The organism is Pseudobdellovibrionaceae bacterium (assembly GCA_020635075.1).
GTDB lineage: Bacteria > Bdellovibrionota > Bdellovibrionia > Bdellovibrionales > UBA1609 > JADZEO01.
Genome location: JACKAM010000002.1, coordinates 835,126 through 856,463 on the forward strand (window position 1 = coordinate 835,126; position 21,338 = coordinate 856,463).

A 21,338-nucleotide genomic window follows, 5' to 3' on the forward strand; every position below is an offset into this window, starting at 1 on the left:
TTCACGTCCCGTGAAAGCCCCGCATGGGGCCTTTGCTTTTTCTTAAGAATTATCCGCCGCTTATCAGCCACTCATGTTGGTGAGGAATTCGTTGTTCGTCTTGCAGTCCTTGAGCTTGTCGATCAAAAACTCCATGCTATCCACAACATTCATCGGTGCTAAAACTTTACGCAAAATCCACAGGCGGTTGAGGTCTTCCTTCTTTATCAGCAGGTCTTCTTTTCGAGTTCCCGACTTATTGATGTCCATACAGGGGAAGATTCGTTTTTCCATCAACTTCCGATCGAGATTGATCTCCGAGTTACCCGTTCCTTTAAATTCCTCGAAAATCACCTCATCCATGCGTGAACCTGTATCGATCAGGGCTGTGGCAATAATTGTAAGGCTACCACCCTCTTCAATATTTCGTGCCGCGCCAAAAAAGCGCTTCGGTTTATGAAGAGCGTTTGAGTCCACACCACCAGAAAGGATCTTTCCTGATGGCGGTACCACGGTGTTATAAGCGCGGGCCAAACGAGTGATGGAGTCGAGCAAAATCACCACATCGTGCTTGTGCTCAACCAATCGCTTCGCCTTTTCAATAACCATTTCCGCAACCTGCACGTGGCGAGTCGGGGGCTCGTCAAAGGTCGAGCTCACCACTTCGCCCTTTACCGTGCGAGACATGTCAGTCACCTCTTCAGGCCGCTCATCAATCAGAAGCACAATCAATTTTACTTCCGGGTGGTTGGTGGAAATGGCATTGGCAATGTTCTGTAACAAAACAGTCTTGCCCGTTCTTGGTGGCGCCACGATCAGAGCCCGCTGTCCTTTTCCGAGCGGGGCCATCAAATCCACAACCCGTGTTGTGAACTCGCCTGGCGAGTGCTCCAACTCCAGCCTTTCCTGGGGATAAAGCGGAGTTAAGTTATCAAACAAGATTTTGTTCTTAGCCTTCTCAGGCGGCTCAAAATTGAGGGCATCGACCTTGAGAAGAGCAAAGTAACGCTCACCATCCTTCGGTGGTCTGACCGTACCCGTAACCGTGTCACCTGTGCGCAATCCGAACCTGCGGATTTGCGACGGACTCACGTAGATATCGTCTGGACCTGGAAGGTAATTGTAGTCCGGCGAACGTAAAAAGCCGTAGCCATCGGGAAGAATCTCTAAAACACCATCACCATAAATATCCCCCAACTGAGCCGCTCGCTTGAGAATCCAGAACACCATGTCCTGACGACGCATACCTGCAGCATTTTCAATTTTCAGCTTAAGAGCCAAGGCCGTGAGGTCGCGAATATCCTTGGACTTTAAGTTCTTCGAACTCAAATCCCGGCGTTCATCGTCCGTCAAATTGATGTCAGATAAATCCACATTCTCATCAATGGGTTCGACTTCATCCTCGTCACGCATCTGGGCCATGCGATTCTTATTGCTTTGATGATGTCCACCCTTTTTGCCGCCACCATTGCGATTCTTGTTTTTACGAAAATCTTTTTTACCTCTTGGACGGCCATCGCCTCCACCGCCACCACCGCCCTGCGGACGACCCTCTGGCTTTTCAGAAGCTTCTCTCGGTTGAGGCTCTTTTTCTTCCGACATGATTCCCTCACTTTTTGGGCTACCACTTTTTTGGTTACGGCCACGCAACCGATGGTTTCCTCTGTAATTGATTTGATCCTTTGGCTCCAAATGATGAATTCTGAGGGGTTTCGCCTTAAGAGTGGAATTTATCGGGTTTCCAGCTAACTAAATTGGATAGGATTCTTTAAGCGAAAAAGTCCTCTAATCGAACTCTTGAGTTACTTGGTAAAAATGGAGATCCAAATCTTGGTTCCCCTTAAGTATGGCCGGGCAACATCCCTTGTCAACGGCCAAAAACGTTAAAATAACGCCAAGCACTATTGTCGCCTTGAATCTAGACTTCCGCAAGGCTTGTTCGGGCAATTTCCTCGACCATTTCAGCGAATTGAGATTTGTTGCGTAAATCTAGATGGTTATAGGTGACAAAAGAACCGATTGTATGAAATTTGGCACTGATTTGTCGAATTTCATTGCACCTCTTTGATCCGCCTCAAAACAGCACGCGAAAACCGGCTTTTTCGTCAAAAAACCTCACACTTGACCAGAAAATTTTTAAACAGGGCCTCAACCTTTCTAGAGTCTAGCCGATAATTTAAATGGTGTGGGAGGGTCTAGCATGGAGACGAATAATACTACAGTCCCTGCTCCTAGGCTTCCTCTAGCTATGGATGTGGAATACCGACGCAGTTATGCCCGGCATTCCGATAGGGGTAAGTTGCGCAACATTAGTCTAACAGGAGCATTCCTGGAAACTGATGTTTTGGGCCTGGGAACAAACGACAAACTGATGGTCACCTTCATAGTGAGTGGCCGCAAAAGAAATGTCACAGCCACTGTCGTGTGGAAAAACGAGAATGGATGTGGCGTGCGCTTTCACCCAACAAATAACAGAGACGTCCAAATCGTGGATGACCTCATGTACTTTGTTGAGTCGAAGCGGGAAACTCGCAAGGATGTTTTAGATAGCATTTTTCGCCGAGTCTCCTAGAGAGCATTGAAAGCCAAGTAAAAAAAAGAGCACCCAGGGTGCTCTTTTTTTTGCCATCCTCGACGAAAGTCGGGGCTTACTCGATCTGAGTCTGAGTGGTGGTGTTGAAGTCCAATGACTGCCGGCGCTTTTTCTTTCTCACGACAACAAACAGCGCAACAGAAGCAAGCAACAGCAATGCGCCCACGCCCAAGGCCATCGTCTGGTTTGGATCATCACTATTTAAGAAGTCCAACTCAGACATGGCATCCGCCGTCGGACCACCGTCTCCTCCGCCAGGTGGCGGTTCCGCAGGTGGCGGGGGAGGAGGCGGCTCTACACTTCCGGCGCCGACCGGTGGTGGTGGCGGCGGTGGTGCCTCAAAGTCTCCCGGTGGGGGAGGTGGAGGCGTATCCAGATCTGCCACTTCTGTGGGAGGAGGTGGCGGCGGTGGTGCCTCAAAGTCCCCAGCCGGAGGCGGCGGGAGTTCATCAGTCATAGCCATTTCAGGCGGCTCATCCGTAGGCCCGCCAACTTCAGGCATTTCATCGTCAGCGGGTGCTGCTGCCATAGGCGGCGGGGCCGGTGCGGCCGCTCCTGCAGCCCAGTATCTGAGCTGGGTGCCCTCAGCTAACTCCCCTTTGGACTCCACATCGGCATTTGTCGCCCAGACTTCTTTCCAGCTGTTCTCGTTACCCAAGAGCTTTTTGGAAATGACTCGGATGTTTTCGCCGTCCTTTGCCGTATAGATGTCGGCGGACATTCCGCTGTCTTCGTAAAAAGTCATCAGTTGATTCTCGTCCGCGGGCCTGCGCGGAGAATTGTAATAGACCTTATCTCCTACTTTCACGCCACGGCTGCGGAGAGTTGTATTGACCTTATAGAGCTCTTCCTTCTTATTGGCCCCATAAATCTTTTGGCTAATGCCATCCATTGTGTCATCTGGACGAGCCAGGTAAACGGCGTTCACCAAAACCCCATTTTTACGATAAGGCGTTGAGGCAATCTTTTTTACCGGCACCCATTTCTTGGGCTCATCCATTCCACCCATATCGTCGCCAGAAGCTGCCGACATTCCACTGTCGCCAGAATCTGCATAAGAAGAGGTATCTTCACTCGTGGTTTCTTCTTCATAAGCGGGGGCTGATGAATCCGCCAGGTCTGCCGTTTCGGTTGGCTCGGGAGTTGGCTCAAACCCATCGCCACTGTCGGCCATGTCGCCGGCAGGCTCCTCGCTGATATCCGACAACATATCGTCCGACTCGCCGCCAGCCTCATCGGCAAAGCCATCGTCAGTGAATCCGTCTTCACTCATGCTGTCACCGACATCGGAGGACTCGGCAAACTCCGACTCTCCCTCAGAGGTCAAATCGTCTCCGCCGCCATCCGTACCATCAATGGCCAGATCGTCTCCGCCCTCTTCAAATCCGTCGGAATCACCGCCCTCAATAAGTTCGTCGTCACCGCCTTCGGCCATGTCGCCGGAATCGCTGGCACCAGCCTCCGCCGCTTCATCCGAGTCTATGTCGCTGGATGAGCAGGAAGTGAATCCAATTACGAGGAACAAAGGGAGTAAAAGAACTAAGAACTTCTTCATAGGCGCCAAACCTCAAGTTGAGCGATCACCGCTAAAACATCGTAAACATTAGATCATAGATGGATTCTATCTGTAAGAAATAATTAAGCTGCCCCAGCCCTTGGTCATTGACCCGAAGTCGCCGGACCTTGGTCGGTACCTGACTTTTCGTCGCCACCGGACGCCCAATTCCACTGGGTTCCGACCTTTATTTTGTGCCGCTCGAACCACCCCTTGTTAACCTCAAGAGCGTACTGGGCTGGACTTTGGCTGCGATAAAGAGGGGTCTGCTGATCCATCACCGACTTCATGGGCTCCATATCCAAAACCTCAACCAGCCTTCTTCTTTCGTCAAAAAATCCGATCGAAAGAGGAATATAGGTGTTTTTCATCCAAAAAGAGAGCGCCCGCTTTTTCTCAAAGACAAAGAGCATCCCATGGTCGTCCGCCATCTTTTGCCGGTACATAAGCCCTCTGGAGCGGCGAGCATCGCTGTCTGCGACTTCAACCAAGAGTTTGACCTTTCCCAATTGAATTGTCTTTTGGGAGAAGCTGACTTTTTCCTCGCCTCCCGCCCAGCAGGAGTAGAGAAAAAAACTAAGGACAAGACAAGTCGCTATTTTCATTTGCCAACTCCTGAGCCACTCCGAAGCGTACACCTCGGGTCGATACAATCAAGCTATCCTCTGCGAAGAACCTTAGAGACTCTGAAAGCAAAACCAGGCCAGCCACAATCACATCAGCCCGCAAGGGAACCATGCCTGGAAGCTTAGCTCTGTCTTCGACGGTCATTGCCGCAAGCTTCATCAACCATTCCTCAATGACTGTTTGGCTAAGCTCATATCCATGAATTTTTTCTGCATCAAACTCCACACCCAATACGACGGCAGCCAAAGTGGTCGGCGTGCCCGCCACAGCAACAAGAGGGCCACTCCCCTTTTTTATGCCCTCACTCAGCCCATCTAACTGACCCCGAATGGCTGCGCGCATATTACCCAACTCTTCCTCGGGAACCGGGTGGGTGGAAATGAACTTTTCTGTCAGGCGAACGCAGCCCATATCAAGAGATTGACCAATCGGCTGATGCTCGCCACCACCCACAATGTACTCCGTCGAGCCCCCGCCAATATCCACCACCCGACATCGGCGGTCGGCCACCAGATCGTCGACGGCTCCGCGAAAGGTCAACCTGGCCTCCAAGACTCCCGATATCACTTTCACGGGAATTCCGGCCTCGTGGGCAATATTAAAAAACTCGTCTTTATTTTTGGCATCTCTTGCGGCGCTTGTGGCGACGGCCAGCAATCGCGCTGGCCTGTGCTGCCTGATTGTTTTTCCATAATCATCCAGACACTTTTTCGCTCGCGCTAGAGCCTCTGAATGGAATTCTCTCGACGCGTCCACGCCTTGAGCAAGCCGAGTGACCTGACACTCATCATGGTAGACCCGGACGATCTTGCCATTTTCCACTTCAGCAATAAGTAACAAAAATGTATTGGAACCAAGATCAAGAGCTGCGACTTTCATTATGATCCCTTGAGTTTTTCCCTTAGCAATCTGTTGACGACTTCAGGATTGCCCTGTCCCTTTGTTGCCCGCATGACCTGACCGACAAAAAAACCAAATACCTTTTCTTTTCCGGAACGGAACTCTTCTACTTGCGTAGCGTTATTATCCATAACCTCCGAAATCACGGCGAGAATTGCCAACTCGTCCGACACCTGCACCATTCCCTTGGCTTTAACGATGTCCTCCGGATCGCCTCCTGACTTGAACATTTCCTGAAAGACGACCTTTGCCATCTTGCCGGAGATCTTACCTTCATCAATCATAAGAATCATTTTTGCCAACGACGAAAACTTGACCGGCTGGTCCTCAATCGAGAATTTCGCTTCATGCATTTCACGGATCAACTCAACCATAATCCAATTGGCAGCCGCCCGAGGATTGCCACATTCGCCTGCGACACCTTCAAAATAGTCTGCCAGGCTCCGCTCTTCGGTCAGGTTGGAGGCGTCGACAAGGGAGATTCCATAATCATGATGGAATCTCTGCTGCCGAGCCAGGGGCAGCTCAGGGAGATTCTTTTTTAGGTTTTCAACCCATACTTCCTCTAGGCGAACCGGGAGTAGATCAGGATCTGGAAAATACCGGTAATCATGCGCTTCTTCCTTGGTCCTCATCGAGAAGGTTCGGTTTTTTGCAGAATCGTACAAACGCGTCTCCTGGACGATTTCCTCTCCGGCCTCAATGGTATCGATCTGGCGTTGGATTTCGTACTCAATCGCCTTTTCAATAAAGCGAAACGAGTTCAGATTTTTCAGCTCCACTTTGGTTCCCAGTTTGGGATCACCAATCTTGCGTACACTGACATTGCAATCACAGCGCATGGATCCCTCTTCCAGATTGCCATCGCAGACACCTAGATAAAGCAAAACCCTTCTCATCATCCGAGCATACTCGGCAGCCTCTTGCCCGGAATGCATTTCAGGGCCCGAGACAATTTCCAGCAAGGGAACTCCTGCGCGATTGTAATTTACCAATGTGGCGTCGCCTTGGTGAATAGATTTTCCCGCGTCTTCCTCCATGTGAGCTCTCTCAATAGTCACTCTGTGCAATTTTTCATCAACATAAAACTCCAAAAAGCCCTGGCGACAAAGGGGCTCTTCAAACTGAGATATCTGATAGCCCTTGGATAGATCCGGATAAAAATAATTCTTCCGCGCAAAAACAGAATTCCTATTAATCGCACACCCTAAGGCCAATCCAATTTTGGCAGAATACTCGACCGCTCTTTTATTCAATACGGGTAGGGTGCCCGGCATCCCCAAACTCACCGGATGGACATACTCATTATCTCCTCCACCATAACGGGCGCAGTCGGATGAGAAAATCTTACTCTCGGTGAGAAGTTGGGCGTGAATCTCTAGGCCAATAACAGCTTCCCAATCCTTAACCGACATCGGGAATCCCCTGGCTAAACTGCATGAGCTGCTCCAGAGCCGCAGCCACATTCAACATCTGTTGTTCCCTAAATTGTCCTGCCATCAATTGAACGCCAATCGGCAACCCCTCCCTCGAGCGCCCTCCCGGAACACTCATTCCCGGTAGCCCCGCCAGATTGGTTGACGTGGTGTAGATATCGTTAAGGTACATTTGCAAGGGGTCGTCAATCCGTTCACCAATGCGAAAAGCTGGCGTTGGTGCTGTCGGGCTGAGGATGACATCACAGCTTTCGAAGACATCAACAAACTGATCGTGCAACAGTCGACGAACCTGGCAGGCCTTGCGGTAGTAAGCGTCGTAGTAGCCGCTGCTTAGAGCATAGGTTCCTAACATGATTCGCCTCTTGACTTCAGAGCCAAACCCCTCACCCCTGGTCCGACTGTAAAACTCAATCAGATCCTCAGGTGGACGATCTTCAAATTTGGCACGATAACCAAAACGAACACCATCGTATCTTGATAAGTTACTTGAAGCCTCGCTGGTGGCGATTAAATAATATATCGGCACGGCCATTTCTGTCAGAGGAATAGATACCTCGACAATCTCTGCGCCTTGACCCTTGAGTTCTGTCGTGGCCTTTTCCACCACCTTACGAACTTCCTCGCTGAGGCCCTCCGAAAAGTACTCCTTAGGAAGGCCAATCCTGACCCCCTTAATGTCTGTCGCAAGATCACGAGAGAACAAAGGCACTTTTTGCCTAGAGGACGTAGCGTCCATAGGGTCGTGCCCACAGATGGTTTCAAGAATGAGGGCGGCGTCGCGAACCGTCTTGGTCATGGGACCCGCCTGATCAAGGCTGGACGCAAAAGCGATGATTCCGTAACGACTCACTCTTCCATAGGTCGGTTTGAATCCAACAACGCCACAAAAGCTCGCCGGCTGACGAATGGACCCGCCCGTGTCTGTCCCTATTGCCGCCAGTGCCATTCCCGCCGCGACCGCGGCTGCCGACCCTCCACTTGATCCACCAGGGACAAAGTCAAGGTGTTGTGGATTCCGGCACACTCCAAACGCCGAGGTCTCATTGCTCGAGCCCATGGCAAACTCATCTAGATTTGCCTTACCAACAATCAGGGCTCCTGATCTTTTTAGACGCTCAACGAGAGTGGCGGAGTAAGGGGGAACAAAGTTTTCAAGAATCTTAGAGCCTGCAGTTGTCCTGAGACCCTCGGTGCAAATCAGGTCCTTAATGGCCAAGGGAGCCCCTGCCAGGGGGCCCGGCTCTTCTCCCGATGCCAACTTTGTGTCAATGATCTTCGCCTGTTTTTTGAGCTCTTGATTGAGGCTAATGTAGGCACCAACCCTGGGGTTCAGCTGCACAGCTCTTTGAGAGTAGTGTTCACACAACTCCGTCGCCGAAATATCCTTTTTTCTTATCGCCCAAAGGGCCTCTGTCAAATCTCGAAACTCCACTCGACCCTTTCCTAAACCACAGGTGGTACCTTAAACAGGCGACCCACCAACTCAGGCGCCTGTGACAAAGCCTCCTGATTTTTTTCAAAGACAATAATTTTATCTTCCCGCAACTCCGATTCGATCTCGATGGGAGTCACCATGGGCAGGACGCCCTCGGTGGATACCGACGAGATCCTTTCGAAGGCCTCAAGGACCCGCGAAAGCTGACCCTCATAAGCAGACGCCTCCTCCTCTGTTAGACGTAGCCTGGCCAATCGTGCGATTTTAGTGATTGTTTCTCTGTCTATTGCCATTTTCCCCATTCCTCAAAAACAGTTTCGGCTGTTTATTTTATCCATGAGGCGGGAGCAAGGTCACCGCCCGGCCGCCACTGCGCGTCACCCGTCAGGCGCGAGAACTTTGACCCAGACTTTTGGCTCCATTACTTTCCTTTCCATGAGCCATAACCAACAGTCGGCCACTAAGCGCCTTCACGAACTTCGCGCCCTGATACAATCCCACGATCATGCTTATTATGTCTTAGATCGGCCCTCGATCACTGACTACGAGTATGATCAATTGTTTCAGGAGCTGTTGAATATTGAATCCCAGTTTCCCGCTTTGGTCACGGCCGATTCTCCTAGCCAAAGAGTCGGTGGCGCACCTTTGGATAAGTTTGAAAAACGCGAACATCGACGCCCCATGCTCAGCCTGCAGAACAGCTACAGCCCGGAAGACATTCAATCCTTTGTAGACCGGCTCGGTAAGCTACTTGATGACGAGAGAGCGATTGAACTTTTTTGCGAGCCAAAACTCGACGGCCTGGCCATTGAGCTGATTTACGAGCAGGGTCTGCTCGCCGCCGCCATCACTCGCGGCGACGGCCAAACCGGCGAAGACGTCACCGCAAACATCAAAACCATAAGGGCGATCCCTCTCAGATTAGCGGGCAATGACTTTCCCGAGCTGCTCGAAGTTCGTGGCGAACTTTTGATGTACAAAGAGGATTTTAAAACCCTCAATGAAGCCCAGGAAGAAAGTGGCCAATTGCCTTTTGCCAATCCTCGCAACGCAGCCGCCGGAAGTGTTCGCCAGCTGGATTCGGCTGTGACGGCGCAACGGCAGTTGCGGTTTTTTGCCTACGCCTGCGGAGTTATCGAAGGTGCCGCTTTTTCCAGCCAGGCCGAGATGGAGCTGGCCTTTTGCGAATGGGGTCTACCGACGCTTGGTGTGGACCACGGTTCTGATGGAATGGGTGACTTCATCAAGCGCTGCAAGAAGGCCATTGAGTCTCCTCAGCCGGTGCCGCCCACCTTGGGACGGGTCGCGACTCACCCAGAAGATGCAATCTCCTATTATCAATTTGTTGAGTCGATTCGCCACGACCTGCCATTTGAAATCGACGGCGTGGTGATCAAAGTGAACTCTCTTGACCTGCAGAATGAGTTTGGACTGGTCGCCCGTAGCCCACGCTGGGCGACGGCGGCCAAATTTAAACCCGACCAAGCTGAAACCCGCATTAAAGACATTATTGTTCAGGTTGGGCGCACAGGTGCTCTCACTCCGGTGGCCGTTATGGAGCCCGTGCGCGTAGGTGGTGTAACGATCACCAACGCCACCTTACACAATCAGGATGAAATTGATCGTAAAGATGTGCGCATCGGCGACTCTGTCTTGATCCATCGGGCCGGAGATGTCATTCCTGAAGTCGTCCAAGTCCTCCTCGAAAAGCGGCCGAGGAACTCCCAGCCCTTCAGAATCCCCAGCAAGTGTCCTGTCTGTGGAGACTCTGTGGTTCAACCTGAAGGCGAGGCCGTCAGTCGCTGTGATAATCTCTTTTGTGAAGCAATTCTGAAGGAATCACTTAAACACTTTGTTTCCCGCCGGGCCATGAATGTCGATAAGCTTGGCGATAAGATCATTGAACAAATGGTGGACGCGGGACTCGTGAAGAGGTTTTCTGACCTCTACAAGCTCGATCAGGAGAATGTCATGTCTCTCGATCGGCAAGGGGATAAGTCCGCGACAAACATCATCGAAAGTATCGACAAAAGCAGACGCCCAACCTTAGGTCACTTTATTTTTGCTCTCGGAATTCGCTTTGTTGGCGAGCAAACAGCCAAGAGTCTGGCTGCCCACTTTGGCAACCTGCGGTCCTTTCTGCACACCGATGTAGAGGAACTCTTGGGGATTGAAGACATTGGCCCAAAGGTTGCGGGCTCCATCATGGCGAGTCTAAGGCGAAAGTCTTTTGTTCGCGAAGTCAAAGAGCTCCTTGCCTCGGGCGTAGAAGTTCAGGAAGTTAGCACAACAAACTCTGCGGGGCGCCCCTTGGACGGTCTCAATATTGTCGTAACCGGAACCCTTCCCATGGGAAGGGACGAGATCAAGGATCTCATCTCCCAACTTGGCGGCAAAAGCGCATCTTCTGTTTCTAAAAAGACCAATTATGTTTTGGCAGGGGAAGAGGCCGGGTCCAAACTTGATAAGGCCCGTGACCTAGGTGTGCAAATCCTTGATTGGGATCAGTTTCAGACCCTGATAAACAAATAGGCCCAGGATCTCCTGAGCCTACTTCAATACCAAGTTCGTCGCATACGAGATTACAGGTGGTCGACGTTGATATCGCGAGCCATAACTGTTTTGCGACCATCTTTTTTGGCCTGATCCACACCCTTTTGGCAGAGGATTTTAACGGCTTCACTGAGGACCGCGACCGTCTCCGCAGATGTGTTGCATCCGCCGGCGTCCTTAATGAACTTCTTTACCTTACTTGTTACCACCAAAACTTCAGACATCGAGTCCTCCAGTTACTTCTAAATTTGATTTGACCAGCTCTACTGCAATTAAAACGTGTTTCCCGCAAAGGGACCACCCATTTTGCAAACAATTTCCGGAAAAGATCAATGAATATATAAGAGCTGACGAGCCCGATAGCGATGGCGCCGCATCAATTGTCGCGGGGCTTAAAATTAGGCTGATCTTTTTCCGGCGGTTCCAAACACTTCATGCGGCTTGCCATTTTTGAATTGATAAACTCGGGCCTCCCGATTGCCCCGCGCTCCAGGGACAATCCACACAAAGGTTTTCTGATCAATCGGCTTTTCGCACTCGACATCCATGAAGGCGGGGGACCAGGTGCCTGAGTTCAGGTGCTCGACATTACCAATAATCTCGTGACGAACCTCATGGGTATGCCCGTAGATCACTCTGTTCACCTTAGTTATCATGCTCGCCATTCCAAGAACCTTTTCACTCGGCTCTTTAAAGGACAAGACGTCCGAAGTGATCGAGCGGGAGTAGAACAAAAAGAAGGGCAAAAACAGGGTCAGTGGAATAAAGGTCCAAAAGAATGAAATGGAGTAAACGGTTTGAATGAACAGGAAGAGCTGAAAAATCACAAAGAAGGCGATCATGATGAGAAAGGCCCGATCCAGCCACAGCTCACGCATCAAGATCGTTGGGGTGCTGGCGGCCGGAGTGGCAAAAAGCTCTCTCAACTCCCTCACCATTCGCGGAGAAGCATTTGCCTTGGCCGCAATCAACTCCACCTTGTCTTCCATCGTCAGTGGCTCTCGAATGGATGGAATCAGACGATCCAAAAAAGACTGGGCCAGAGTCACGGAGGCCCCCCAGAACCAGGTCCATAACAAGAGTGGCTGCGACCTCACCACATAACGGAAAAAGAAAACCACGTACTCCTTGGTCGTCATGATAAAGTTGCTGTCGACGTGAGGATTAAAGAATCCCATACCATTGATCATGTATCTCGTGGCCAAGTTACCAAAGGGAATCCTTACTTCCAGACGATTGAACCTTTGAATGAAAGGATTAACCGGGTCCTGAGCCATACAGTAGGGGTCATATTGATTCCCATGTTCCACCAGGGTGTCTTTGTTGCTTATATAAAACCACTCCACAAACCGAACCTGAGCGCCCTGCTCTTCGGGGAGGGCCAGGGCCTCCACGATGGCTTCCTGAACACTTGGAAAGTGAAGTTCCAAGTCGTGGTTGCCGATTACAAACACAACGCGATTTCCTTGACCGACAAACCACTGCAGCGCACGAACCCAATCTTCGTGGTGAGCAAGAATACGCTTTATTTTATAAAGGGATTTTTCAGCTTGTGGGTGAAGACCCCGGCGCCTTTCCAGCCAGGTGATTCGGTAGGTTGGATGCTCTGGCACCTCACAGACACTATCGAAATCAAAAATATCTCCATTGAGAATGAGCTCAACTTGCTCTCCCTTTGCCCTATGAACGATAAACTGGAGAAATTCATGGAAAAGCCCGTCGAAAAAAAACTGGCGGGTCTTAAACTTTTTCCATAGCGGGTACCGGGGATGAAGTGGCTCCTCATCACACAGGTGTAAATCACTAACGACAGCAGTGTACTTCGCCTCTGTAAAGTCTTTTAATTTCTCAATCTTTTCGCGGTATAAGCTCATCCGCCGTCCAGTCAATTGTCGCCCAAATTGCGACATTAGTGTTTAACTAATTGACAACCCCATGTGAGATTCGAGTTTTAAGCGCCTGAAATCACTGATGTTTTTTTGAGATTTCTGGCATTTTATTTGCTTCTCACAAAAACATGGGCCCCAGGGAATTAAACGGTCATTTTGAGCATCGGGTTAAGTCGCGGATCACGCTTGGCTCTATTCTGTTATTTTTACTGTCGGTGACAGGCTTGGGCTTCGTGTTTTTTGTCTTCATCCTCAACCTGCCCGAGAACAGCTCTACCAAAGCCTACTCTGAGATGTCCATCCAATGGGTTTGGGAGCAGGGGGAAGACGCCTTTTTTACTCTCTTTCCCGATTCCGAAGTTGAAAGCGAAGATGAGGCGAATCAGATTGAGACATCTGGAGTCCAGAGCCTTCCCGACAGCGACCCTGAGCCTTCGGTATTGGAGGAATCCACGGCGTGGCCTTTTTCTCTGGATCTGGATTTGAGCTTCTCCTTTTTCGAAAACCAATCCCCTTTGGTTGACCCCAACCCTGTTCCTCGCTTACAGGCGCTAAATGACCCACTTGATCGGGTAAGTGACGAATTTGAAATTCCAAAAGAACTCTATGACCGGACGCGCTTTTGGTTCGATGTCTACACAAAACACGACTCAAATGTTCACGTCATTCATCACACTCGTTACCCTTGGGTGGTATTTAAGATCATCGATACCAAAGAAATGGTTGCTGCGGGAAAAGGCCCTCTTTGGCTACGGAGGGATCGCGCTCTTAAGTTTGTTTCTCGCGAGAAAGTTAAAATCATCCGGGAACTTCGGCGGCTTGCCAGACGCAAGAACTTTAAACGCCTAAAGGGATTACAACTTGAACTATACACGATCCTAAATCAAGTCCCCGGTGGACGACGGCAAGTGATCAAGTTCGCTTCACGAAATGTACGCTCCCAATTAGGCCAAAAGGACTTTTTTGTCAGCGGCCTCAAATCAAGTGGCGAATACCTACCTCACATGGAGCGGATCTTTATCGAGCAGGGGCTTCCTGTCGAGTTGACACGAATGCCCTTTGTCGAAAGCAGCTTTAACGTGAAGGCAGAATCAAAGGTTGGAGCCAGCGGCATTTGGCAAATCATGCCGCGCACCGGTCGTGCCTATCTAAAGGTCTCTCCCCATATTGATGAAAGAAACTCTCCTCTCAAAGCAACAAAGGCCGCCGCCCGGATTCTTCGTCGCTACAACCGTGCTCTCAAATCCTGGCCCTTGGCTGTCACAGGATATAATCATGGGATTGGTGGAGTACTTAAAGCAAAACGCCGAGCACGGTCTTCTGACCTATCAACAATCATTCGTCGCTACCATCGCGGCAGCTTCCGCTTTGCTTCGGCGAATTTTTACACATGTTTCTTGGCCGCTCTATATGCCGAAAAGTACAACGACAAGATTTTTCTAGGGACACCCCGTGAAAAAGCCCTTGAGCACAAGGTCGTGAGGCTCACCTCGGGACTCAGACTTAAGCAGGTTTTAAAGTCTACCGGCCTGGATAAGCAGACTTTACTCAAATACAATCTTGACCTGGTCCACTCCCCACACCGCAATCCCTGGCTTCCAAAAGGCTATGAGCTTCACCTTCCTGCTGATGTCGGCGACAGTGTCGTCAATAAGCTTGGCAAAGCGGACGATCACCCTCAGACGATAAAGAAATCAAAGAAACAGGTTTAAAGAGATACTTCTGGAATCACGTTCGTCACTGCAGGCTCAGTGATGATCGTTCGGGTGAGAATCTTGTCAGATCCAGACGGAACTATATTTACTGATTTAAATCCAGTCGGGGTGTTGAACAGAACAAATCCTCCGCCAGCAACACCCTTTTTATCGCGGACAATGAGTCCGTCTTTGTCGAAGTAGACGATATTCTCAAGAGGATAAGACTCTTTCTCATCCAAAAAGACTTCAAAGTCCTTGCCGTTGACGAAGCCAACGACCACTCCCTTTTGGCCCTCTAGATTAACTCTCTTGTCGATCGCCAACTGCTGAAGCCACTCAGAAGGAATCAGGGGCACCTTCACTTCCGTCACGCCTCGATCTAAGCTCATGCGAATAACATCCATCTGCTCGCCACCCTCGGCTTCGAGCAGCATCAATCCGCTTCCCTTTGGCCATTGGACAATAGCCTCTCCGTTCACGCGATATTCCAGATCAGTTCCAATGATTCTAAATGTTGCCGCCTCTGCTGCCTCTCGCTTCGGCGCACTCGTCACCTTTAGCATCGCCGTTGTTGAGTGCCCGACTTCAAGCTCCAAATTGGAAACATATTGACCTTCAACAGGGATAACTTTCGCAGGATAGTGGACTCCGTTTACAATCGCTCGTACGGACTGAATTCCATCCGCCACACCAACGAAGGCAAATAGACCGTTACGACCCGTTCCCTCCATGTTTTGATCAGGAAGATATATTTCATTTAAGTAGACAGGGGAAATTCCATATTCTCCTGCCAACTCAATGACGGCTCCCTCGACGGGTTCTCCGCCCTTAACCACACGACCCCAAATGATTCCCTTTTGGCGTAACTCTTTTTGTTCACTTTCGCTACGAGCAACAAGACCCAGCAGGGCCTCAATCAGCCTATCTGGAAACAATTCCAGAGTTCGCTTTTTGCCGCTAAGGCCAACAGCCAGACTCCCCCAGTAGGCTTTACGCTTTGCCCTCAACAGAAAACTTGAGCCCGGAAGCATGTCTGGGTCATCCACTTCGCCGTCTTCATTTGATTGATGGAATCGATTAAGACCTTCAATTGCAACTTCAGCTCGCGGGACCGGAATCGCGGCTTGATTACCCATTGAATAAGCAGAAACAACTTCCGCCGTGGCGCCAATGGGGACTGGTTTTAGCTTTAGCTGCAAATCGGCAATGGACTGTTGGTTGCGGGCCGGTAGGGGTAGAGACTGGAGAAGAATCTCACTGGAGCCAATAATGTTTTGCTCAATATCGACCAGCCGCAAAACCAACCGCCCTTTGAGTTCAGGAACCACGATCTCAAACCGAGCTTGATCCTCCCAAAGGTTTCCCTGGGCTACTGCCACATCATATTGATAATGAATGAGTTCAAACCTCATCGCCCCGGGAACATAGGCAAGTCCTTCAGAGACGCGGAAAATCCCGCTCAACACGAACTTTTGATCACGATCATCGATTGATTGCTCAATTAAGCTAACAGATGGCGGCTCAAGCGAACTCGGCGGCTTATTGTTAACAGCCACCTTTTGTCCCGCACCCGAATTGCTTTCTGCCGTCGCCGCAGCCGAGGTGGAGCTCTCCCGAGGAGGCGCTGCAACTATGATTTGGCCCCCGTCGGCTGTTGGCACCGTTCGCACCTTAGGTTGGTTGGCCTGTTCCTGTCGGCGCCTGAGCTCTTCCTGAACGAGCTCCTGAGCCCTTTGTTCAAAACTCATCGCCTCCGGATCTGAGGCTGCGACCAGCATTTTATCAACCTCAAGTTGATTAACCTCTACACCCTGGGAAGTTACAAAAACCGGCGGTTGATCAGCCGGAGCCACTGGCAACGTTGGAGCATCTTGGTTCGGTGTCCGAGCTTCGCTCACTTGCCTGATCTCCCCTTGGATTCTCTGGCTGATGATCATACCATTGAGCGAGGGATACAGGTGAGCCGGAGGCTGCTTCTCAGGCAACCATTTCTCCATAGACATGCTTTCTTGCCCAGCCAAAAGAGTGTCACCTTGCTCTTTGGGAATCACATCTTCATTATTGTCGATTTCGCTCTGTTCAGAAGCGCGAACATCTTCGTAAGCAGCCCATGACGGCGACACCGGAGATTGTTGAATGACTAAAGCTTTTCGGGGAAGTGGGCGGCTGTCGACAAAAGCAATATCATTTGACCATAATTGAATAGCCAGGAAAACAATGGTCACCATTGGCCAATTGGAGAGGTGGATTAGGCGGCGCTTCTTAGTTGTCCTCACATCACCCTATGGTTTTGATAATATTTTGAAATTGCCTAGTCTGATTATTTTAGAACACACGAAAATCGTCAATGATATTGCGGTCCTCACGACGTTTGGAGAGGTTGCCTTTGATCTTTCGCATAAGGACCTTGGTTAGTCGTTGATCAACTCCCGCATCTGAGTACTCAGGCCCGACCACCCCTTTTTCACGAACTTCCTTGCGAACCAATCCCTCTACAATGTAGGGACGGCGATCCCCTAGCACGTAAACATGGGCATAATAGCGGGTAGTTAGCTTCGTTGCTGGACGGGCGCGATTTTGCACAACGACAAAATACTCTGAAAAGAACTCTCTGCCATTGGGGCTGACGTCCCGTTTTCCCAGAGGTAGGGCGTCTACGACCGCCCTTTGCAGGTCAACTAGAGGAACGTCCAGGTCGGTGATGCGTATGCCCCCGTGAGTACATCCCACAAGGGCAAAATAAAAAAGAAGTAGAATCGGCCAACGCATCTAGTACAGATACTACGCCATTCCCTTGGCATCCTTCAAGAACTGTTCGATGCCTCGATCGGTTAGTGGGTGCTTAGTCAACTGTTGGATAACCTTGTAGGGGATAGTCACGATGTCAGCCCCAATCAGAGCGGATTCCAGGACGTGAATAGGGTGGCGGATACTCGCCACGATCACCTGAGTATCAAAACCATAGTTCTGGTAGATTTGACTAATCTGACTAATCAACTGCATTCCATCCTGACTAACATCGTCCAGACGACCTACAAAAGGCGAAACAAGGGTTGCACCAGCCTTCGCCACCAAAAGAGCTTGAACAGGTGAGAATACGAGAGTCACATTTGTCTTGATCCCGTCAGCGGCAAGCCTGCGTACGGCAACTAGACCTTCGTCGGTCATGGGAATCTTCACCACCACGTTGTCATGAATCTTGGCTAATTCCAGACCTTCTTTATACATCTCGTCAGATTCCAGGGACAGGACCTCTGCGGAAACCAATCCGTTTACTTCCTGACAGATCTCTTTAATGACTTCGTTATGAGGCTTACCCGTCTTAGCAACCAGGCTGGGATTGGTCGTAACTCCATCAACCAGACCACGCTTATTGGCCTCCCGAATTTCCTCAATGAGAGCCGTATCAATATAGAACTTCATATAAATTTCTCCTCAGATAGACAGGTATGGGTAACATTTAAGGCCGGCCTGATTAAAAATCAAGAAGGGTTTTCCCTTGCGCGTAAAACCGCCCCCACTGCTCATCGTGAAACTGCCGGGTGAGGGTATAGAGGTTTTCCTTGAGTACCGGGTGAACATACTCGCCCCAGACCTCCGCTGCCAACAGCAGGGATTCTGGCCGACGATGAAGCTCGGGATGAGGAAGAGTCAGCTCCGGGGTCATATAGGTAAGGTCCTCATAAACCAGAAGGTTAAGACTGATACTTCGACGCAAAACCTCACTGCGGTATTTGATCTCCACATCCTGAAGGAATTTCAAAAGCTCATGGGGCGATAGGGTCGTCCGGGCCTTGATGACGGCAGCCAATCCATCAAAACTCTCAATACGTCTCAGATCATGTATATGCTCTGGATGATTGATATTTCCCCAAACCCGATAGACGGAAGATGCCCCAACAAAAGCCATCTTCTCGCGGAGGTCCTTAGCCACATCAGCCAATAACTCCTGTCCTTCATTGGAGAAGACTTTGATCCCAACTAGGGTTTCGTGAACTTCACCCGCCACATCATTCCCCAACACCCAGCATGTCTTTGATTTGATACTGCCCAGGGGGCCGACTCAGTATCCACTCGGCAGCCCTTACGGCGCCCCGCGCAAAAATCTTGCGGTTAAGAGCTGTATGCTCAAGAACCAAATACTCCTCTTCTGCCATCACCCAGACCTTGTGAATGCCAAATATCCCACCACCGCGAATAGCCACCGGGTCCGGCAAATCTCGGCCAAGGGACTCTACCAGTTGGTTCTGCAAAATCTTGGCTGTACCACTTGGGGAGTCGAGTTTTCGATTATGATGAAGCTCTTCTACCTGGATATCGTAACCATCCAGAGCCCTCAGCTGAGGCAGGAGACTCAACAGAAAGTTAATTCCAAGACTCATATTCGCCGCCCACAGGACTGGAATTTTTTGCGCCGCTTTTTTGAGCTCGGCAAAATCAGACTCCTCAAGACCTGTGGTTCCACTGACAAACGGTATCTCCTGGGTCTGCGCCCAAGCCAGAGCCTTGCGAAACATCTCCGGACTTGAGAAGTCGATCACCACATCACTTGATGATTTGACACTACCAAACTCGGTGACAACCCCATTTCTGTCGACTTCACAACCAAGATCAAGAACCGAGCTCTCTCGTACAAGTTGCTTGATCTCCTGGCCCATCCGGCCAAGAGCTCCTGATAAAACCACAGCCTTTTGCGACATTAGATCAACCCTATCTTGGTCATCTCCGTAGCTAATTGCTCAGAGCGCTCATTATCCATGCTCACCAGTGGCAAACGCAACTCAGGCGACTCAATTATTCCCATTTCAAATAAAGCCCTTTTTATTCCCATCGGATTTGGTTCGGCATAGACGGCGGTCAGCAAGGGTGCAAATTTTTTGTATTCGGATTCAGCCTTTTCTGGAGCGGATTCAGCCTGATTCATGAGTTCACCCAACGGGCCGGGAATAATGTGCGAAATAACGGAAATCACCCCTCTGGAGCCTTCCCCAACCAGGGCGACGCATGTGGCGTCATCTCCACTGGTTACGACAAACTCGCTGCTGCAAGCCTTGATAACCTGGGAACCAAAATTTAAATCACCCGTTGCCTCCTTCACACCAATGATATTGGGGTGACGAGAGAGGGCTTCAATAGTTTCAACACTCATTGAGATCACCGTCCGGCCCGGCACATTGTATAACATGACCGGAATCGACACTGCGTCTGCCACAGCCGAAAAGTGAGCAACCAGACCCCGCTGGGGTGGCTTGTTGTAGTAGGGGGTCACAACCAAAACGCCGTCGGCCCCCCATGCCTGGGCTTCTTGTGAGGCGGCAATGGTCTTTTTTGTGTTGTTAGACCCCGTCCCAACCAACAAGGGGAAGCCATCGCCCGTCCGCTTGCGGACAAAGGCGTAAATCTCCTTAACTTCCGGCATATCGAGAGTGGGGCTTTCCGCCGTGGTACCATTGACGACAAAACCATGGACGCCACCCTTAAGCTGAGTAGCAATTAGATTTCCAAGAGAGTCAAAATCCACCTGCCCATTTTTAAAGGGAGTAATAAGTGCTGTAACAACCCCGGCAAAGTTACTTTTCATTCTTAGTCTCCTCTTCGTTCTCTTCATTTTCCTTCTTTATCGGTGGTAAGCTTGGGTAAGGCATGCCTTTCGTCGCCCGACTATATGAGGGCTTCCCTCGCCCCAACTCCGGTGGTTTTTCTGGCGGCAAGGGGTCTCCCTTAACGCCACAGCCAAGGCTGTAAACACTGAGAGCTAAACTCGTTATCAGTAGAATGTGGCTATTTCTCTTCATGAACCGGATCCCTTTGCCAAAGCCTCTTCCAAAACCTTTACCCAGCTGCAAACACGTGGCTCATTCTTATACCGGCGCAAGAACATTTGGTCACTTTTTTTGCAAGTTGTGATGTAACTTGCTGCCCAGTTCCTACGCGCCGGCGACTGAGGGGAATGCTTCCAAAGCAGGTAAAGGGGTTCCGGAAACTGAGGGTCCTCTTTGAGGAGCTTCCTGGCCAGGGTTGGGATCGACTTTTTTATTCCCTGGTTCTCTTCCAAAATCAGCCTGTACCAACTGACCTCAAATGAAAACTCCGCCTCTAGAGCCTTTACTTCCTCCTCCCACTGGCTTCGCCCCTGAGCGCTGAGGTCCCGGCACAAATCCAAACGAGCCTTCAGAATCAATAGTTCACTGTCATAGGGATTGATTGATAGCCCCTCTTCCGCCTGACCACGCGCTTCACCACAATTATTCTCAGCCAACAAGTTCCTTCCCAGTGCCGCTATGATCTGAGTGTTTTCGGGCTCTAACTCAAGAGCCTCCCGATAGCGCTTTAGGGACTCTGCCCTATTACCAGAAAAGAAAAGGGACTCCCCTGATTCAAATGCCGCCTGTGCTCTGTCGGTCAAAAAGTTCCGGGAAATTTGGTTGATTCCCTCAACAAGCTTTGGCCTTTCTTCGCTCGAAGTCTGTTTGTCACTCAAAGCCTCAATCAGAATCAACTGTCCCTGTCTGCGCTGACCGGAAATGGTCAGCCTTTGTGCTTGCTGAATCTTCCCCGCCGTAACTGAGTCGATAGAGGTGGCCTTGGAAATTTCAAAAGGGAGTGCCGATAAAAAAACGGCGACCCAAATGAGTGTCGCCGTCTTTGAGAAGTCTCTCTTTTGACTCATA

The 21,338-nt window shown here is 50.3% G+C and carries 20 protein-coding genes; 3 read left to right on the forward strand and 17 right to left on the reverse strand.

All coding sequences use genetic code 11. The annotated features are described in order from the left end of the window. Nucleotides 1-63: 63 nt before the first annotated feature. A complete protein-coding gene (gene rho, locus H6624_13715) occupies nucleotides 64-1,581 on the reverse strand; it encodes a transcription termination factor Rho (GenBank protein ID MCB9085397.1) in 1,518 nt (505 codons plus the stop codon). Nucleotides 1,582-2,179: 598 nt separating this feature from the next. Here rho and H6624_13720 point away from each other — a divergent pair. Next, complete coding sequence (locus tag H6624_13720; protein ID MCB9085398.1) at nucleotides 2,180-2,551, forward strand: PilZ domain-containing protein; 372 nt, start codon at nucleotides 2,180-2,182, stop codon at nucleotides 2,549-2,551. A gap of 76 nt (nucleotides 2,552-2,627) precedes the next feature. Here H6624_13720 and H6624_13725 read toward each other — a convergent pair whose 3' ends face one another. The 6 genes from H6624_13725 to gatC all read right to left on the reverse strand — a co-directional run bounded on the left by H6624_13725 (nucleotide 2,628) and on the right by gatC (nucleotide 8,821). Beyond that, nucleotides 2,628-4,127, reverse strand: coding sequence for a hypothetical protein (locus H6624_13725; protein ID MCB9085399.1), 1,500 nt, complete (start codon nucleotides 4,125-4,127; stop codon nucleotides 2,628-2,630). Nucleotides 4,128-4,231: 104 nt separating this feature from the next. Then, nucleotides 4,232-4,732 (reverse strand): DUF192 domain-containing protein, encoded by a 501-nt coding sequence (locus H6624_13730; GenBank protein MCB9085400.1) that lies wholly within the window; start codon nucleotides 4,730-4,732, stop codon nucleotides 4,232-4,234. Beyond that, complete coding sequence (locus H6624_13735; GenBank protein MCB9085401.1) at nucleotides 4,704-5,633, reverse strand: Ppx/GppA family phosphatase; 930 nt, start codon at nucleotides 5,631-5,633, stop codon at nucleotides 4,704-4,706. The genes H6624_13730 and H6624_13735 overlap by 29 nt, the downstream gene beginning before the upstream one ends. Further along, nucleotides 5,633-7,069: an Asp-tRNA(Asn)/Glu-tRNA(Gln) amidotransferase subunit GatB gene (gene gatB, locus H6624_13740; GenBank protein MCB9085402.1), complete on the reverse strand. Its 1,437-nt coding sequence runs from the start codon at nucleotides 7,067-7,069 to the stop codon at nucleotides 5,633-5,635. The genes H6624_13735 and gatB overlap by 1 nt, the downstream gene beginning before the upstream one ends. Next, nucleotides 7,059-8,525 (reverse strand): Asp-tRNA(Asn)/Glu-tRNA(Gln) amidotransferase subunit GatA, encoded by a 1,467-nt coding sequence (gatA, locus tag H6624_13745; GenBank protein ID MCB9085403.1) that lies wholly within the window; start codon nucleotides 8,523-8,525, stop codon nucleotides 7,059-7,061. Before gatA ends, gatB begins: the two co-directional genes overlap by 11 nt. 11 nt (nucleotides 8,526-8,536) lie before the next feature. Continuing rightward, entirely contained in the window at nucleotides 8,537-8,821 is a 285-nt protein-coding gene (gene gatC / locus H6624_13750) for an Asp-tRNA(Asn)/Glu-tRNA(Gln) amidotransferase subunit GatC (GenBank protein MCB9085404.1), read from the reverse strand. A gap of 142 nt (nucleotides 8,822-8,963) precedes the next feature. On the opposite strand from gatC, the gene ligA reads away from it, so the two are divergent. Then, a complete protein-coding gene (gene ligA, locus H6624_13755) occupies nucleotides 8,964-11,060 on the forward strand; it encodes an NAD-dependent DNA ligase LigA (GenBank protein ID MCB9085405.1) in 2,097 nt (698 codons plus the stop codon). 50 nt (nucleotides 11,061-11,110) lie between these two features. Here the strand turns inward: ligA and H6624_13760 are convergent, their stop codons facing one another. Both H6624_13760 and H6624_13765 read right to left on the reverse strand, forming a co-directional pair. After that, the gene (locus H6624_13760) at nucleotides 11,111-11,305 is read right to left on the reverse strand and encodes a hypothetical protein (protein ID MCB9085406.1); all 195 of its coding nucleotides are present in this window, start codon (nucleotides 11,303-11,305) and stop codon (nucleotides 11,111-11,113) included. A gap of 174 nt (nucleotides 11,306-11,479) precedes the next feature. Continuing rightward, nucleotides 11,480-12,955 (reverse strand): metallophosphoesterase, encoded by a 1,476-nt coding sequence (locus tag H6624_13765; protein MCB9085407.1) that lies wholly within the window; start codon nucleotides 12,953-12,955, stop codon nucleotides 11,480-11,482. A 239-nt stretch (nucleotides 12,956-13,194) separates the two neighbouring features. On the opposite strand from H6624_13765, the gene H6624_13770 reads away from it, so the two are divergent. Continuing rightward, entirely contained in the window at nucleotides 13,195-14,682 is a 1,488-nt protein-coding gene (locus tag H6624_13770; GenBank protein ID MCB9085408.1) for a lytic transglycosylase domain-containing protein, read from the forward strand. Here H6624_13770 and H6624_13775 read toward each other — a convergent pair. Genes H6624_13775 through H6624_13810 form a run of 8 tightly spaced genes read right to left on the reverse strand, consistent with a single transcriptional unit; the run spans nucleotide 14,679 to nucleotide 21,337 of the window. Then, a complete protein-coding gene (locus H6624_13775) occupies nucleotides 14,679-16,943 on the reverse strand; it encodes a hypothetical protein (GenBank protein MCB9085409.1) in 2,265 nt (754 codons plus the stop codon). The two genes, H6624_13770 and H6624_13775, sit on opposite strands and share 4 nt — an antisense overlap. Before the next feature lie 49 nt (nucleotides 16,944-16,992). Further along, nucleotides 16,993-17,436: a hypothetical protein gene (locus H6624_13780; protein ID MCB9085410.1), complete on the reverse strand. Its 444-nt coding sequence runs from the start codon at nucleotides 17,434-17,436 to the stop codon at nucleotides 16,993-16,995. A gap of 12 nt (nucleotides 17,437-17,448) precedes the next feature. Then, nucleotides 17,449-18,090 (reverse strand): fructose-6-phosphate aldolase, encoded by a 642-nt coding sequence (fsa, locus tag H6624_13785; GenBank protein ID MCB9085411.1) that lies wholly within the window; start codon nucleotides 18,088-18,090, stop codon nucleotides 17,449-17,451. Between the two features lie 52 nt (nucleotides 18,091-18,142). Then, complete coding sequence (locus H6624_13790) at nucleotides 18,143-18,676, reverse strand: 2-amino-4-hydroxy-6-hydroxymethyldihydropteridine diphosphokinase (GenBank protein MCB9085412.1); 534 nt, start codon at nucleotides 18,674-18,676, stop codon at nucleotides 18,143-18,145. 1 nt (nucleotide 18,677) lies between these two features. Beyond that, nucleotides 18,678-19,367: a 4-hydroxy-tetrahydrodipicolinate reductase gene (locus H6624_13795; GenBank protein MCB9085413.1), complete on the reverse strand. Its 690-nt coding sequence runs from the start codon at nucleotides 19,365-19,367 to the stop codon at nucleotides 18,678-18,680. Further along, on the reverse strand, nucleotides 19,367-20,248 hold the full coding sequence (locus tag H6624_13800) for a 4-hydroxy-tetrahydrodipicolinate synthase (GenBank protein MCB9085414.1): 882 nt from the start codon (nucleotides 20,246-20,248) through the stop codon (nucleotides 19,367-19,369). Before H6624_13800 ends, H6624_13795 begins: the two co-directional genes overlap by 1 nt. Beyond that, nucleotides 20,238-20,462 (reverse strand): hypothetical protein, encoded by a 225-nt coding sequence (locus H6624_13805; protein MCB9085415.1) that lies wholly within the window; start codon nucleotides 20,460-20,462, stop codon nucleotides 20,238-20,240. Before H6624_13805 ends, H6624_13800 begins: the two co-directional genes overlap by 11 nt. After that, nucleotides 20,459-21,337, reverse strand: a complete 879-nt coding sequence (locus tag H6624_13810) for a hypothetical protein (GenBank protein MCB9085416.1) — start codon at nucleotides 21,335-21,337, stop codon at nucleotides 20,459-20,461. The genes H6624_13805 and H6624_13810 overlap by 4 nt, the downstream gene beginning before the upstream one ends. Nucleotide 21,338 lies beyond the last annotated feature (1 nt).

Bases quoted from the DNA above. Each gene is read 5' to 3' on its own strand.
- rho (MCB9085397.1), bottom strand. From the start codon at position 1,581: ATGTCGGAAGAAAAAGAGCCTCAACCGAGAGAAGCTTCTGAAAAGCCA.
- H6624_13720 (MCB9085398.1), top strand. From the start codon at position 2,180: ATGGAGACGAATAATACTACAGTCCCTGCTCCTAGGCTTCCTCTAGCT.
- H6624_13725 (MCB9085399.1), bottom strand. From the start codon at position 4,127: ATGAAGAAGTTCTTAGTTCTTTTACTCCCTTTGTTCCTCGTAATTGGA.
- H6624_13730 (MCB9085400.1), bottom strand. From the start codon at position 4,732: ATGAAAATAGCGACTTGTCTTGTCCTTAGTTTTTTTCTCTACTCCTGC.
- H6624_13735 (MCB9085401.1), bottom strand. From the start codon at position 5,633: ATGAAAGTCGCAGCTCTTGATCTTGGTTCCAATACATTTTTGTTACTT.
- gatB (MCB9085402.1), bottom strand. From the start codon at position 7,069: ATGTCGGTTAAGGATTGGGAAGCTGTTATTGGCCTAGAGATTCACGCC.
- gatC (MCB9085404.1), bottom strand. From the start codon at position 8,821: ATGGCAATAGACAGAGAAACAATCACTAAAATCGCACGATTGGCCAGG.
- ligA (MCB9085405.1), top strand. From the start codon at position 8,964: ATGAGCCATAACCAACAGTCGGCCACTAAGCGCCTTCACGAACTTCGC.
- H6624_13760 (MCB9085406.1), bottom strand. From the start codon at position 11,305: ATGTCTGAAGTTTTGGTGGTAACAAGTAAGGTAAAGAAGTTCATTAAG.
- H6624_13765 (MCB9085407.1), bottom strand. From the start codon at position 12,955: ATGAGCTTATACCGCGAAAAGATTGAGAAATTAAAAGACTTTACAGAG.
- H6624_13780 (MCB9085410.1), bottom strand. From the start codon at position 17,436: ATGCGTTGGCCGATTCTACTTCTTTTTTATTTTGCCCTTGTGGGATGT.
- fsa (MCB9085411.1), bottom strand. From the start codon at position 18,090: ATGAAGTTCTATATTGATACGGCTCTCATTGAGGAAATTCGGGAGGCC.
- H6624_13795 (MCB9085413.1), bottom strand. From the start codon at position 19,367: ATGTCGCAAAAGGCTGTGGTTTTATCAGGAGCTCTTGGCCGGATGGGC.
- H6624_13800 (MCB9085414.1), bottom strand. From the start codon at position 20,248: ATGAAAAGTAACTTTGCCGGGGTTGTTACAGCACTTATTACTCCCTTT.
- H6624_13805 (MCB9085415.1), bottom strand. From the start codon at position 20,462: ATGAAGAGAAATAGCCACATTCTACTGATAACGAGTTTAGCTCTCAGT.
- H6624_13810 (MCB9085416.1), bottom strand. From the start codon at position 21,337: ATGAGTCAAAAGAGAGACTTCTCAAAGACGGCGACACTCATTTGGGTC.